The sequence below is a fragment of the Mycobacterium shottsii genome (genome assembly GCF_010728525.1).
In the GTDB taxonomy this organism is placed as follows: Bacteria; Actinomycetota; Actinomycetes; order Mycobacteriales; family Mycobacteriaceae; genus Mycobacterium; species Mycobacterium marinum.
The window spans coordinates 1,912,525-1,926,002 of record NZ_AP022572.1 but is presented as its reverse complement, the minus strand read 5'-3'; the positions used below and the strand labels follow the sequence as shown (position 1 = coordinate 1,926,002).

At 65.7% G+C, this 13,478-nt stretch carries 15 protein-coding genes and 1 pseudogene; 9 read left to right on the top strand and 7 right to left on the bottom strand.

Annotated elements, in window-relative coordinates; translation table 11 throughout:
- Positions 1–34 precede the first annotated feature (34 nt).
- A complete protein-coding gene (locus G6N41_RS09055) occupies positions 35–904 on the top strand; it encodes an LLM class flavin-dependent oxidoreductase (protein WP_198967170.1) in 870 nt (289 codons plus the stop codon).
- A 3-nt stretch (positions 905–907) separates the two neighbouring features.
- On the opposite strand, the gene G6N41_RS09050 is transcribed toward G6N41_RS09055, so the two are convergent.
- Positions 908–1,705, bottom strand: a complete 798-nt coding sequence (locus tag G6N41_RS09050) for an enoyl-CoA hydratase/isomerase family protein (protein ID WP_198967795.1) — start codon at positions 1,703–1,705, stop codon at positions 908–910.
- An 89-nt stretch (positions 1,706–1,794) separates the two neighbouring features.
- On the opposite strand from G6N41_RS09050, the gene G6N41_RS09045 reads away from it, so the two are divergent.
- From G6N41_RS09045 to G6N41_RS09035, 3 genes are all read left to right on the top strand, one after another.
- The gene (locus G6N41_RS09045; protein ID WP_198967169.1) at positions 1,795–2,718 is read left to right on the top strand and encodes a class I SAM-dependent methyltransferase; all 924 of its coding nucleotides are present in this window, start codon (positions 1,795–1,797) and stop codon (positions 2,716–2,718) included.
- Between the two features lie 119 nt (positions 2,719–2,837).
- Entirely contained in the window at positions 2,838–4,526 is a 1,689-nt protein-coding gene (locus G6N41_RS30270) for a PE family protein (protein ID WP_198967168.1), read from the top strand.
- Positions 4,527–4,572: 46 nt separating this feature from the next.
- A complete protein-coding gene (locus G6N41_RS09035) occupies positions 4,573–5,448 on the top strand; it encodes an IS5 family transposase (protein WP_407663795.1) in 876 nt (291 codons plus the stop codon).
- Between the two features lie 18 nt (positions 5,449–5,466).
- On the opposite strand, the pseudogene G6N41_RS09030 reads toward G6N41_RS09035, so the two are convergent.
- Positions 5,467–7,398, bottom strand: a pseudogene (locus G6N41_RS09030) (fumarylacetoacetate hydrolase family protein).
- On the bottom strand, positions 7,395–9,692 hold the full coding sequence (locus G6N41_RS09025) for an ATP-dependent DNA ligase (RefSeq protein ID WP_198967167.1): 2,298 nt from the start codon (positions 9,690–9,692) through the stop codon (positions 7,395–7,397). The pseudogene G6N41_RS09030 and the gene G6N41_RS09025 overlap by 4 nt, the downstream one beginning before the upstream one ends.
- A gap of 96 nt (positions 9,693–9,788) precedes the next feature.
- Between G6N41_RS09025 and G6N41_RS09020 the strand changes: the two genes are divergently transcribed.
- The 5 genes from G6N41_RS09020 (at position 9,789) to G6N41_RS09000 (ending at position 12,081) form a co-directional block, all read left to right on the top strand.
- Complete coding sequence (locus G6N41_RS09020; RefSeq protein WP_198968072.1) at positions 9,789–10,004, top strand: hypothetical protein; 216 nt, start codon at positions 9,789–9,791, stop codon at positions 10,002–10,004.
- A gap of 72 nt (positions 10,005–10,076) precedes the next feature.
- A complete protein-coding gene (locus G6N41_RS09015; RefSeq protein ID WP_198965176.1) occupies positions 10,077–10,358 on the top strand; it encodes a hypothetical protein in 282 nt (93 codons plus the stop codon).
- Positions 10,334–10,489: a hypothetical protein gene (locus tag G6N41_RS09010; RefSeq protein ID WP_198965232.1), complete on the top strand. Its 156-nt coding sequence runs from the start codon at positions 10,334–10,336 to the stop codon at positions 10,487–10,489. Before G6N41_RS09015 ends, G6N41_RS09010 begins: the two co-directional genes overlap by 25 nt.
- Before the next feature lie 10 nt (positions 10,490–10,499).
- Positions 10,500–11,048 (top strand): hypothetical protein, encoded by a 549-nt coding sequence (locus G6N41_RS09005; RefSeq protein WP_231608890.1) that lies wholly within the window; start codon positions 10,500–10,502, stop codon positions 11,046–11,048.
- 121 nt (positions 11,049–11,169) lie between these two features.
- Positions 11,170–12,081, top strand: a complete 912-nt coding sequence (locus G6N41_RS09000) for a carbohydrate kinase family protein (RefSeq protein WP_198967166.1) — start codon at positions 11,170–11,172, stop codon at positions 12,079–12,081.
- A 209-nt stretch (positions 12,082–12,290) separates the two neighbouring features.
- On the opposite strand, the gene G6N41_RS08995 is transcribed toward G6N41_RS09000, so the two are convergent.
- Genes G6N41_RS08995 through G6N41_RS08980 form a run of 4 tightly spaced genes read right to left on the bottom strand, consistent with a single transcriptional unit; the run spans position 12,291 to position 13,263 of the window.
- A complete protein-coding gene (locus tag G6N41_RS08995; RefSeq protein WP_231608889.1) occupies positions 12,291–12,638 on the bottom strand; it encodes a hypothetical protein in 348 nt (115 codons plus the stop codon).
- Positions 12,604–12,840 (bottom strand): hypothetical protein, encoded by a 237-nt coding sequence (locus tag G6N41_RS08990; RefSeq protein ID WP_198965175.1) that lies wholly within the window; start codon positions 12,838–12,840, stop codon positions 12,604–12,606. The genes G6N41_RS08995 and G6N41_RS08990 overlap by 35 nt, the downstream gene beginning before the upstream one ends.
- 5 nt (positions 12,841–12,845) lie before the next feature.
- Positions 12,846–13,007, bottom strand: a complete 162-nt coding sequence (locus tag G6N41_RS08985; RefSeq protein ID WP_198913342.1) for a hypothetical protein — start codon at positions 13,005–13,007, stop codon at positions 12,846–12,848.
- Entirely contained in the window at positions 12,976–13,263 is a 288-nt protein-coding gene (locus G6N41_RS08980) for a hypothetical protein (protein WP_198967165.1), read from the bottom strand. Before G6N41_RS08980 ends, G6N41_RS08985 begins: the two co-directional genes overlap by 32 nt.
- Positions 13,264–13,478 lie beyond the last annotated feature (215 nt).

The window sequence follows — 13,478 nt, the reverse complement described above, 5'->3', positions numbered from 1 at the left end:
ATCTGGATGCCCGCTCACAGAAGGGAGGGATGACGTGCGGCTCAGCTACGCCGAGGCGATGACCGACCCGTCGTTTTATGTCCCGCTGGCACAGGCCGCCGAGGCGGCCGGCTACCACAGCATGACGATCGCCGACAGCCTCGCCTATCCCTACGAGTCCGACTCTAAGTATCCGTACACACCCGACGGCAATCGCGAGTTTCTCGACGGAAAGGAGATCATTGAAACCTTCGTCCTGACCGCGGCATTGGGCGCGGTCACAAAGACACTGCGGTTCAACTTCTTCGTCCTCAAACTCCCCGTCCGGCCCCCCGCCCTGGTCGCCAAACAAGCCGGTTCACTGGCCGCGCTGATCGGCAATCGGGTAGGGCTGGGCGTGGGCACCAGTCCATGGCCGGAAGACTACGAGCTGATGGGTGTGCCCTTTGCCAAGCGCGGCAGAAGGATTGACGAATGCATCGAAATCGTCAAAGGTCTCACCACCGGTGAATACTTCGAGTTCCACGGCGAGTTCTACGACATTCCCAAGACGAAGATGAGCCCGGCCCCGACTGCGCCGATCCCGATCCTGGTCGGCGGCCATGCCGATGCCGCACTTCGGCGCGCGGCGCGCCTGGATGGCTGGATGCATGGCGGCGGTACCGATCCCGACGAACTCGACCGCCTGATCAGCAAACTTCAGCACTTTCGCGAGAAAGAGGGTCACACCCGCCCGTTCGAAATCCATGTGATCTCAATGGATGCCTACACCGTCGACGGCATCAAGCGGCTGCAGGACAAAGGAGTCACCGACGTCATCGTGGGCTTCCGGATGCCCTACATCAAGGGTCCCGACACCGAGCCGCTACAGACCAAGATCGCCTACCTGGAAAAGTTCGCCGAGAAGATTATCTCGAAAGTTTAGACGCTACAGCGAATCCCATGCCGGCGGACGCTTCTCCTGATGCGCGCGGGCGGCCTCGGCCGGGTTGTTGGTGAAGCCGCTGATGATCTGGGTACGGTTCTCGATTTCCTTGGCATGCCGCAGGCTGGGGGCATCCAGCGCCGCGTTGAGCCCAATCTTGTTCTGCCACACGCCATACGCATTGTTCTCGGCGATCGACCCGGCCAGCTTCTGCGCCGCAGTCAACAACTCGCCCGCTACCACCACCTCGTGCACCAGCCTGATCCGATAGGCCTCCGCAGCGTCGATGATGCGGCCGGTCAGCATGAGTTCGCGCGCCACCCCGGCACCGACGATTCTGGGCAGCAGATAACTGGTGCCCATGTCCATCGACGAGAACCCGGCCTTGATGAACACCGATCCGAACCTGGCGTCCTTGGTAGCGATCCGGATATCGCAATGCAGCGCAAAGGCCAGCCCACCACCGACCGCGACGCCGTTGACCGCCGCGATCACGGGAATGGGCAGCTCGTAGAGCCGGGTCAGTTGGTCGGCCAGTCTGACCTGGGCATCGTAGGTGGCCTTGAACGGCGGGGTGGTGGGTGTGGCCTTCGTCCAAGGCTCTCCGGTGCCGCTCAAATCCGCTCCGGCACAAAATCCGCGCCCGGCGCCGGTCAGGATCGCGGCCCGAAACTCGCCCCCACTCAGCGCGTCGAGGGCGTCGTCCATCGCCTCGAGCAGCGATCCGTCGATGGCGTTCAACCGGGTCGGCCGGTTCAAGGTGACGCAAGCAATGTTGTGCTGAAGAGTTTGCAATTCCACTGCAGCCATACCCGAACGGTAGGCGACGTGATCGTTTACCGACACGGCCTACGGTGGATTGACGCCTGCCCAAGCCGAAGGAGAAGAAGATGGCACGAACCGAGGGCGATAGCTGGGACCTGGCCAACAGCGTGGGCGCCACCGCCACCATGGTCGCCGCGGCGCGGGCCGCCGCAACCCGGCGGTCACGGCCGATCATCGCCGACCCGTTTGCCGAGCCGCTGCTCCGCGCCGTGGAGCTGGACTTGTTCACCCGGGCGGCCTCCGGCGAGGTTGATCTCGACGAGGTTGCAGCCGGTCTCGGATTTGCGCGCATGGTGGACACGTTCGCCGCCCGCGCACTGTTTTTCGACAAGTTCTTTGCCGATGCGATCGCCGCGGGACTGCGCCAGGTGGTGATCGTGGCCTCCGGCCTTGACGCGCGCCCCTACCGGCTGCCCTGGCCGACCGGAACGAGGGTGTACGAAATCGACCAGCCGGAGGTGATCGAGTTCAAGACCACCACGCTGGCTCGACTCGGTGCATCCCCAACCGCCGACCACCATCCGGTGGGCATCGATCTGCGCGACGACTGGCCGTCCGCGCTGCGTGCAGCGGGTTTCGACGCCGCCCGCCCGACCGCCTGGCTGGCCGAAGGAGTTCTCATCGGTTTCCTTCCGCCGGAGGCCGAAACTCGATTGCTGGACAATGTCATTGAGCTCAGCGCCGTCGGCAGCCGGCTAGCCGCCGACTACGGAACTATCAATGGGTCATCGGCGGAGTCCCAGCAACTGGCGCAGCAGATGAGCGAGGGATGGCGAGCCCATGGACTCGACATGGATATCGCCGGCTTGACCTATCCCGGTGAGCACACCGACGTCGCGGCCTATCTGCAATCACACGGCTGGGAGACAGCCACCGCCGACCATGGCGATCTGGTCCTGGCCGCCGGGCTTGCGGAACTGACCGCAGCCGACCGGCAGAGCCCGGCCAGCACGATCGGCTTCGTGACCGCGGTCCGCTCCACCGACTAGCAACAGCACGGCATCCAGAAAGCAAGTCCGACAACGATACTCGCAGAACACGACGACGCAGTTCGGTATCGCGATACGCTGCACTTTCCCGCCTACTCACCAGAACACAAGGGACAAACATGTCGTATGTGATGGCAGTGCCGGAACTGTTGGCTTCCGCGGCGGCTGACCTGGAAGGAATTGGCTCGGCCCTGAGCACCGCCAATGCTTTGGCACTGCCCTCGACCAGCGAGATCCTGGCCGCGGGTACCGACGTGATATCGACCGCGGTGGCGTCGCTATTTGCCGACCATGCCCAGGCCTATCGAACAATCAGTTTAGAGGCCAACGCATTTCACCAACAGTTCTGGCGATCGTTGAGCGGTGCGGCGGACTCCTATTCCGCCGCCGAAGCCGCCAACGCATCCCCGCTGCAGGAACTGCTGAACGTGATCAACCAGCAGAGCACGGCCTTGCTGGGGCGCCCGCTGATCGATAACGGTGCTGACGGTGCCGCGCCTGGGCAAAGCGGCGACGACGGCGGGCTGCTGTTCGGCAACGGCGGCAACGGTGCGCCCGGCACGAACCAGGGTGTGGCCGGCGGTAACGGCGGAAGCGCCGGGCTGATCGGCAACGGCGGGGCCGGCGGGATTGGCGGGCCGGGCGGCGCCGGCGGGGCCGGTGGGCACGGCGGAATGCTGTTCGGCGACGGCGGCGCCGGTGGAAGCGGCGGGGACAGCCCGTCGTTCGTGATCGGCGGCGGTGCCGGCGGCAACGGCGGTAACGCGGGGTTGTTCGGCAATGCCGGCGCGGGTGGTGCCGGCGGCGCGGGACAGCAGTTCTTTTTCAATGGTGGGGCCGGCGGAGACGGCGGGAGCGTGGGTCTGATCGGCAATGGCGGTGCCGGTGGCGAAGGCGCCAATGGCGCGGCCGGCGGTGCCGGCGGTGACGGCGGCATGCTGAGCGGCAATGGCGGTAACGGTGGGGCTGGCGGCAACCTCAACGACCCCGCAGTACCCACAGGCAGCCAGGTCGGCGGTCGTGGCGGAAACGCCGGACTGATCGGCAACGGCGGTATCGGCGGCGACGGCGGTGTGGCCGCAAACGGGGGCGCCGGCGGGCAGGGCGGTCTGCTACGCGGCGACGGCGGTGATGGCGGAGCCGGCGGTGCCGGTCGGCCGGCAAGTTTCAACAGTAATGGCGGGCCGGGCGGCAACGGCGGCAACGGGGGCTCCGCCGGGCTCTGGGGCAACGGCGGCACCGGCGGGGCCGGCGGTGGTCCTGGAACCCAAGGCTCTGATAATTCCGCCTCGGGAGGCAACGGCGGTAACGGCGGCAACGCCGGATTGTTTTCCGGTATCGCCGGCAACGGCGGCGATGGCGGACAGGGCGGCGAGGCCAACCGGACTGGCGGAGTCGGCGGCATCGGTGGGGCCGGCGGGGCGGCCGGGTTGTTCGGCAGTGGCGGCACCGGCGGCACCGGCGGCACCGCCAGCGGCGGGAGCCCCGCTGGCGCCGGAGGCACCGGAGGTACCGGGGGCGCCGCCGGGTTGATCGGCGTCGGCGGCTCCGGGGGCGCCGGGGGCGATGGCCTGCTGTTCTCCGACGCGGGAGTGGGCGGCAGCGGTGGCACCGGCGGAGCCGGCGGATGGTTCTACGGTACGGGCGGTGGAGGGGGCGCGGGCGGCGTCAGTGCCACCACGGGCAATGGCGGCAACGGCGGCAAAGCCGGTCTGATCGGGGACGGCGGTGCCGGCGGCGCCGGCGCGATCCCCGGTGCCGGTGGCGCCGGCGGCCGGATATTCGGCGCACTCGGGTTACCCGGCTAGGGCGTGTCTGCTTAATGTGAATGGTGTTTTGGCTGATGCTGTTTGGGTGATGCGGACGCATGCGATTTCTGATGATTTGTGGTCGCTGATCGTGGCGGTGTTGCCTGCGGGGCGGCGGCGTGGCCGGCCGTGGAACGATCATCGACGTACTCTGGAGGGCATTATCTGGCGTTACCGTACGGGATCTCCGTGGTGTGACCTGCCCGAGCACTTCGGTCCCTGGCAATCGGTGGCCGAGAGGCATCTACGCTGGTCGGTCGATGGCATCTACGCGCGGATCTTCGCGGCGATCGCCTCTGACCTCGACGCCGAGGACGCCGACCTGGGCGCACTGTTGTCGGTCGATTCGACCAGTGTGCGCGCCCACCAACACGCAGCCGGAGCGCGCCCCCGGGCGCCGCACAGGGGGGATCTGTCGAATTACAAGAAATATCTCCATGAGCCCGATGACCACGCCATTGGGCATTCCCGCGGCGGGCTGACTACCAAGATCCACGCCTTGACCGACCAGCTGTGCAGTCCGGTCACCCTGGCACTGTCGGCCGGTCAAGCCGGTGATAATCCGATGCTTTGGCCACTGCTGGCCGCCCGGCGCAGCAACTCAGACGCCCCGTTTCACCTGCTGGCAGACAAGGCGAACTCCCATGACTCGACGCGGGCACAGCTGCGCCGGCTCAAGATCGCCCACACCATCCCCGAGCGCAGCGACCAGATCACCCGCCGCAAAACCAAAGGCCGCAACAGAGGACGGCCTCCGGGGTTCTCAGGCCGAATCTACAAGCACCGCAACACCGTCGAGCGAAGCTTCAACCGGCTCAAACACTGGCGCGCGGTCGCCACCCGCTACGACAAATACGCCCTGACCTACCTCAGCGGTGCCACCCTGGCCGCCATCATCACCTACCACCGCGTCCGCAATTAGCAGACAGGACCTAGCCCGCTAGACGCCCTTGGCCGCCCACTCGGCCTGCATGACCAGCAGCGCCAATCGCTCTACCTCCGGGGTGTGGGGATCGAGTTCGCGGTAGCGCTGATAGATGTTGACCACGATCCGCTCTGAGTCCAGCCACGCCGCATACTCTCCAAGCTCGACGGTCTCGATTGCCTCGGCGAAGGACAGACCCTTGCGGTAGGCAGCCTCGGCCTGTTCGTTGACATGCTCGAAATAGCCTCGGAAGGACCGGATTCCATCCGGGTCGGTGACTGGACCATGGCCGGGGACCACGATGGGCGCGTCCAGCGCGATCATCGTGTCGCAGGCCGCTATCCAGTTCGCGATCGGCCCGTTCCAGACGATCGGTGTGCAGCCGATGAACAGCAGATCCCCGGCGAACAGCACGCCGGCATCGGGCACATGCACCACCGAGTCCGCGGCGGTGTGCGCGGGACCGAGGTTGATCAGATCGACCCGCCTACCACCAACATCGATCGTCAGCTCGTGGTCGAATGTCTGATCCGCGTTGCGCAGCCTTATGCCGCTGAAATCGAAGTGCCCGAAACGATCCCGCATGAATCTCGTCGCGACCGGACCGAGGTCGATGGTCTGCATCACCGTCAGCAAGGTGGGACCGGTGTCTTCGGCAATCTCCTCGGCGGTGCCTTTGGCCGCGATGATGCGCACCGCAGGATCCAGCAATTGGTTGCCGTGGGTGTGATCGCCGTTGGAATGGGTGATCAGCGCATCGGTGATGGGCGCCGCATCGGTGATCGGCCGCATCGCGTCCAGCATCTCGCGCGTGAGCGCCAGATCGAACAGCGTGTCCAACAACAGCGAGGCACCGTCTCCGGCGACCAGCCCGGCGTTGCTCCAGCCGAATCCGCCGTCCGGCAATGTCCACGCCCATACCCGATCGGCGACCTGGTGCAGCCCACGGGTATAGGGCACCAGCGGCGGCGCCGGGTTGACCCGGGCGGCCTCGGGCGCTGCATCCGGATTGACGCGGGCAGCCAAAGGCTGCGGTGGCGGGGTCGCGCATACCCGCTGCCGCGTCTGCCCCAAACCCTCGACCTCGAGGGTGACGACGTCGCCGTCATGTAGCCAGCCGGGAAACGAGTCGGGGTGGGTCAGGTGCTCGACGAGGGTGCAGGTGGGCACGGTGCCGGAGCCGGTCACATCGCCCGGTGCCAGCATCACCCCGCGCGAGACATAGGAGATGACTTCCCCGAAGGTCCAATCCATCGCCGCGGTGGATCCGGAGCCGATGACCGTGTCATTGACCAGCGCGCTCACCTGCAGACTCAGCTTGCCGTCGCGGCGATAGGCCTGCAGCTCGTCGGCGGTAACCAGATACGGGCCCAAGGTGACTCCGCTGTCTTTGCCCTTGGCCTGCCCGATGCGCAGCTAGCCTTCCAGTTGCTGCAAGTCACGTGCGGACCAGTCGTTGAAGATCGTGTAGCCGATGATGGCCTGCTCGGCCTGCTCGACGGACAGATCCTGGCCGCCGGTTCCGATCACCGCCGCGATCTCTAATTCGAAGTCCTGCCAGGCGCTTCCGGGGGCCATGGGCGCATCGTCGTAGGGCCCGAGCACGGTGGCCGGACAGGCAAAGTAGAACGCCGGGATGCGATACCAGGTATCCATCAGTACCCGGCCGCCTCCCACCGCTTCCTGACAGTTGCGCATGTGGTCCAAGAAGCACAGTGAGTCGCGGATCGATGGCGGGCGCGGTATCGGCGCCGCCAGCGTCACCTCGTCGAGAGCCACCACCTCACTCGGTGAGCGCAAGGCGTTTTGACCGGCTTCGCGTAATCCGTCGGCGCCGCGTGCGATCAGGTCGAGCAGGGCGACTCCCGGCGCCATGGCGTAGATCGAACCGTCGGACAACACCCCGACACGCTCACCGTCCGCACTTCGATAGGTCACCCATTTCATTCACGCACCACCTCACTCGGGTTTTTGTCCGGGCGCAACCCACGCCAGCTGGATTGCCGCAATCGGTCATCGGGGGTCCACTCGCTATAGCGCACCTCCCCGACCAGCGTCGGCGCGACGAACGTAACACCCTTGGCCTCGCGTGCCGGAAGCACAGCGTCGAATGGGGATTCGTCGGTATGCAGCGGCGCCAGCGTCTTCTTGAGGTTGGCCAGGTCACGTTCGGTGAAGCCGGTTCCAACACGGCCGGCGAAGTGCAAACCGCTCGGGCCGGGAATGCCCATGAGCAACGATCCAATCCCGCTGCTGCGCCCACCCTCCCCAACTCGCCAACCGCCGATGACGACTTCCTGGGTGTTCCAGTGTTTGTCCTTGATCCACGCCGACGAGCGCCGCCCGGGTTGATAGCCGGAGTCGCGGCGCTTGGCAATGACTCCCTCCCAACCGCGCTTGTGCGAGTAGGCCAGCGCCTCGGCGCCGTCACCGGGCAACGACTCCGGAACAATCAGATTGCCCGCACTGCCCAGGGTTTCCAGTAGCTTGCGCCGGTCGCGGTATCTGGCCCGCAATAGCGAGCGACCGTCCAGAAAGAGCAAGTCGAACGCCCAGAACTCGATGCGGGTGGCGCGCACCCGGTTCTGCATCTCGTTGAAGCTGGGCACTCCGGAGGAGTCGAGGGCCACCAATTCACCGTCGAGCACCACGTGGTGATCAGCGAGATCGGTTGCCATTGAACTTAATTGGGCGTATTCCGCGGTGACGTCACGTCCGCTGCGGGAGCGCAGTCGCAGTGCGCCATGGTCGGCTTCGACCAGCAGCCGGTAGCCGTCCCACTTGCCTTCGAACGCCCACTGACCCGACTCGAGACCTGCCACCGAACCGTGGGTGGTGAGCATGGGCGCGAGGGTGTCGAAATCGAAGACCGTCTGGTCCTTCATGCGATGCGCCAGCCATTGGTCCCCGTTGGTCTGAATCAGCCTGTACCGCGCCGAGATTCGACTGCCGTGCAGGTTGACAATCACCTCCCCCTTTTCCGCACCGTTTCTCGAGTCGTCGCAGAACTTCTCGGTGCCATAGGTGCCGGAGTCCCAGATGATCACCTTGCCGGCGCCGTACTCCCCTTTCGGGATGTTGCCCTCGAACGTCGCGTATTCCAGCGGATGATCTTCGGTGTGCACGGCCAGGTGGTTCACCGACGTGGTTTCCGGCAGGTTTTTCGGCACCGCCCATGACACCAGTACCCCATCACGCTCCAGCCTGAAGTCGTAATGCAGACGGCGCGCGTGATGCTCTTGGATCACGAAGGTATTACCCCGCCCGACAACGGGTCTGGCTCGGGGCACGGGCTCCGGCGTTTTCGACGCGTTGCGCATGCTTCGATATTTGAGCAGCCGGTCGTCACCGGGGAGGTCCGCGTCCAGCGCCGCAATCAGATCCCCATCGCGGGTGAGGCGGGCAAGCACCTCGTCGTAGGTCAGCTGGCGCAGCCCCGGGTCGTCGAGCTCCTCCCAGCTGCGTGGTGCGGCGACGGTCGGTTGTTCGCGCCCACGCAGCGAATACGGCGCGATGGTGGTCTTCGAACCACTGTTTTGGCTCCAGTCCAGGAACACTTTCCCGGCCCGCAGACTCTTGGTCATGGTCGCGGTGACCAACGCCGGCATCACCGTTTCCAGTTGCTGCGCGACCCGTTTGGCCAACACCGTGGCGCCCTTGCTGCTCACCGGCTCGTCGAGCGGGGTGTAGAGGTGCAGGCCCTTGCTACCGCTGGTGAGCGGGAGGGTACTCAGGCCGATGTCGGCGAGCAGATCGCGCACCGCCCGCGCCACCTGCGCGAGTTGGGCCATCGTCACGCCCTCGCCCGGGTCCAGGTCGAACACCAATCGGGTGGCCGGCCCGGGCGTGAGGATTTCACCTTTCGACGTCCACTCGGCAACGAACCGCCACTGCGGGACGTGCACCTCGAGGGCGGCCTGTTGTGCGATCCAGGCCAGCCCGGTGGCGCTGTCGATGATCGGATAGGTCGTCGTTCCCGACCGGTGCACCACGCTGGCACGCGGCAGCCAGTCCGGCGCCGACGACGCCAGCTGCTTTTCGGAAAAGGACGCCTGATCGACGCCGTTGGGCCAGCGTTTGCGAGTCGCCGGGCGCCCGGCGATATGCGGGATCATCACCTCGGCGATGCCGGTGTAGTAACCGAAGACGTCAGACTTGGTGGTTCCGGTAGCCGGGTACAGCACCTTGTCCGCGTTGGTCAGTGTCACCTGCGGACCATTCGCCTGTCCAGGGTGCGGCAAGCATCACGAGAAATGCCCGTGAAGCGTCCTCGGTGGATCACGTAAAAATGCCCGCGAAACGGTCGATCCTCAGCAGGCATGGGAAGTGGGCTGTCGATGTCGTCTCGGGCCGAGATCACCGCGAAGTTCGCCAGGGCGTATGTGGGGGCGCCGAAGGCGGACAAGGGGCAGATTCTGGATCAGGTGGTGGCGGTCACCGGCTGGTCGCGTGACAACGCCCGGCGGCGGTTGAGGGCGGCGGCCGCGCCGCCGGGAGCGGGTCGGCAGGTCGCCAAACGGATTTGCCGGCAACGCAATCCGAAGTACTCCTAGGATGCGCTCAAGGTGTTGCAGAAGGTGTGGGCGGCCTCAGGCGGGCAGTGCGGCCGGTACCTGGCCGCTTCCATGGCACTTCAGTTGGATGCTCTAGAACGCCACGGCGAACTGGTGGACGGCCGTGACCGTTACGGCCCGGCGGTGCGTGCCGAGCTGTTGGCGATGAGCAGCGCCACGATCGACCGCTACCTGCGCGGCGCCAAGGCCCGCGACCAGATCTCGGGTGTGTCGACGACGAAACCCTCCCGCTGCTGCGGTCCTCGATCACCATCTGCAAAGCAGGCGATGAGGCCGAAGAATCTCCGGGGTTCTTCGAAGGCGACACCGTGGCGCACTGCGGCCCGACACTGAAAGGTGAGTTCGCCCGCACGGTCAACCTCACCGACATGCACATCGGCTGGGTGTTCACCCGCACGGTGCGCAACAACGCCCACCCCACATCCTGGGCGCCCTCAAAACCGGAATTACTAAAATCCCTATAAGGTAACGGGTTTGGACTTCGACAACGGCACCGAATTCCTCAATAAGGCGGTCATCAAGTGGGCCGCGGACATGGAGATCTTCTTCACCCGCTCACGGCCCTACAAGAAGAACGACCAGGCCACCATCGAGTCCAAAAACAACCACCTCGTGCGTCGCTACGGGTTCTACTACCGCTACGACACCGACGAAGAACGCGCCGTGCTCAACCGGCTGTGGCACCTGGTCAACGACCGGCTCAACTACCTGACCCCCACCATCAAACCCATCAGCTACGGCTGCAGCCGCGACGGTCACCGCCGCCGGCTCTACGACAAGCCCCAGACCCCCCTGGACCGGCTGCTGGCCGCCGGAGTCCTCCCAGCGGCCCAACAAACAGAGCTGCTCACCTACCGCAACAGCCTCAACCCCGCCGCGATCGCCCACCAGATCGCCGACCTGCAAGCCGCCCTGCTCAGACTCGCCAAAGACAAGACCGAACAGCTCTACCCCGCCGCCATACCCGCCGCTCTACCCGCCCTCAAAGCCGGCATCCGCATCAAAAGCAAGACCACCACCTGACCCCGATTTCGCGGGCATTCCTTACCTGATGCATGAACCAGGTTTCGCAGGCATCTTGACTCGATGCATCACGGGAGGCCAGGCCTGCGCCGAACCCATATGGCCAACGTAACCTGTCGCCATGGCACGTGGGCTGGTGATCGGTGAAGCCCTGATCGACATCGTCGATGGGCCGGACCCGGCCGAGTATGTCGGGGGCAGCCCCCTCAACGTCGCGGTCGGACTAGCCAGATTGGGCCGCGACGTCGATCTGCTGACCCAAATCGGCCGCGACGCCCGCGGACGACGGATCGCCGAGTACATTGAATCCTCAGGTGTACAACTTGTTTCGGGAAGCCAGACGGCTGATCGGACGCCCACCGCGACGGCCAGGATCGGCCCCGACGGCTCGGCCACCTACGCGTTCGACCTGGAATGGCAGATACCCGACACGCCCCCCGTGGCGCCGCCGCTTCTCGTGCACACCGGTTCCATCGCCGCCGTGCGGGAACCAGGATGCTTGGCGGTCGCGGCACTGCTCGACGCCTATCGGGCCGCGGCCACGGTGGGCTTCGATCCCAATGTGCGTCCGTCGCTGAGCGCCGACCCGGACCTGACCCGGGAACGCATCCAACGCCTCGTCGAGCGCAGCGACATCATCAAGGCCAGTGCCGAAGACTTGCACTGGATTGACCCCACCCAGCCACCGGAGCAGACCGCGCGGGCCTGGCTGGCCTGCGGCCCCGCGATTGTCGCGCTGACGTTGGGCGATCAGGGTGCACTGGCGTCCTGCGCGGCCGGCCCGGCAAGTGTGCCCGCCCAGCCGGTTCGCGTGGTCGATACCGTCGGGGCCGGAGACGCGTTCATGGCCGGTCTGCTCGACACGCTCTGGGAGCAGGGCTTGCTAGGTGCCGACCGGCGCACCCAGTTGCGCAAGATCGGGGTGTCGGCGCTGACCTCTGCCCTCGAAATCGCGGCCCTGACCTCGGCGTTGACCGTTGCCCGTGCCGGCGCCGATCTGCCCTATCGGGCCGACCTGCGGCAGTCGCGATGACCACCGCACGCCCACAATCGGGCCCGGCGAGGGTGCACGAAATGCCGCGTGACGCGGCGTGTCGCCGTACCGACACGCACGCTCGCGAGCTGACCGGGGCTGGGACAGGCAGCAGGACTCCGGTGCCGCGGCACACCGTGATGCATCAAGTCAAGATGCCCGCGAAACCTGGTTCATGCATCACGTAAGGAATGCCCGCGAAATCGGGGTCAGCTGGTGGTCTTGCTTTTGATGCGGATGCCGGCTTTGAGGGCGGGTAGAGCGGCGGGTATGGCGGCGAGGTAGAGCTGTTCGGTCTTGTCTTTGGCGAGTCTGAGCAGGGCGGCTTGCAGGTCGGCGATCTGGTGGGCGATCGCGGCGGGGTTGAGGCTGTTGCGGTAGGTGAGCAGCTCTGTTTGTTGGGCCGCTGGGAGGACTCCGGCGGCCAGCAGCCGGTCCAGGGGGGGGTCTGGGGCTTGTCGTAGAGCCGGCGGCGGTGACCGTCGCGGCTGCAGCCGTAGCCGATGGGTTTGATGGTGGGGGTCAGGTAGTTGAGCCGGTCGTTGACCAGGTGCCACAGCCGGTTGAGCACGGCGCGTTCTTCGTCGGTGTCGTAGCGGTAGTAGACCCGTAGCGACGCACGAGGTGGTTGTTTTTGGACTCGATGGTGGCCTGGTCGTTCTTCTTGTAGGGCCGTGAGCGGGTGAAGAAGATCTCCATGTCCGCGGCCCACTTGATGACCGCCTTATTGAGGAATTCGGTGCCGTTGTCGAAGTCCAAACCCGTTACCTTATAGGGATTTTAGTAATTCCGGTTTTGAGGGCGCCCAGGATGTGGGGGTGGGCGTTGTTGCGCACCGTGCGGGTGAACACCCAGCCGATGTGCATGTCGGTGAGGTTGACCGTGCGGGCGAACTCACCTTTCAGTGTCGGGCCGCAGTGCGCCACGGTGTCGCCTTCGAAGAACCCGGAGATTCTTCGGCCTCATCGCCTGCTTTGCAGATGGTGATCGAGGACCGCAGCAGCGGGGAGAGTTTCGTCGTCGACACACCGAGATCTGGTCGCGGGCCTTGGCGCCGCGCAGGTAGCGGTCGATCGTGGCGCTGCTCATCGCCAACAGCTCGGCACGCACCGCCGGGCCGTAACGGTCACGGCCGTCCACCAGTTCGCCGTGGCGTTCTAGAGCATCCAACTGAAGTGCCATGGAAGCGGCCAGATACCGGCCGCACTGCCCGCCTGAGGCCGCCCACACCTTCTGCAACACCTTGAGCGCATCCTAGAGTACTTCGGATTGCGTTGCCGGCAAATCCGTTTGGCGACCTGCCGACCCGCTCCGCCGGCGCGGCCGCCGCCCTCAACCGCCGCCGGGCGTTGTCACGCGACCAGCCGGTGACCGCCACCACCTGATCCAGAATCTGC

What these genes read in the sequence shown, in the direction of transcription:
- G6N41_RS09015 (WP_198965176.1), top strand. Translation starts at nt 10,077, where the DNA reads ATGGCACTTCAGTTGGATGCTCTAGAACGCCACGGCGAACTGGTGGAC.
- G6N41_RS08980 (WP_198967165.1), bottom strand. Translation starts at nt 13,263, where the DNA reads ATGGCACTTCAGTTGGATGCTCTAGAACGCCACGGCGAACTGGTGGAC.
- G6N41_RS09045 (WP_198967169.1), top strand. Translation starts at nt 1,795, where the DNA reads ATGGCACGAACCGAGGGCGATAGCTGGGACCTGGCCAACAGCGTGGGC.
- G6N41_RS30270 (WP_198967168.1), top strand. Translation starts at nt 2,838, where the DNA reads ATGTCGTATGTGATGGCAGTGCCGGAACTGTTGGCTTCCGCGGCGGCT.
- G6N41_RS09020 (WP_198968072.1), top strand. Translation starts at nt 9,789, where the DNA reads ATGTCGTCTCGGGCCGAGATCACCGCGAAGTTCGCCAGGGCGTATGTG.
- G6N41_RS09000 (WP_198967166.1), top strand. Translation starts at nt 11,170, where the DNA reads ATGGCACGTGGGCTGGTGATCGGTGAAGCCCTGATCGACATCGTCGAT.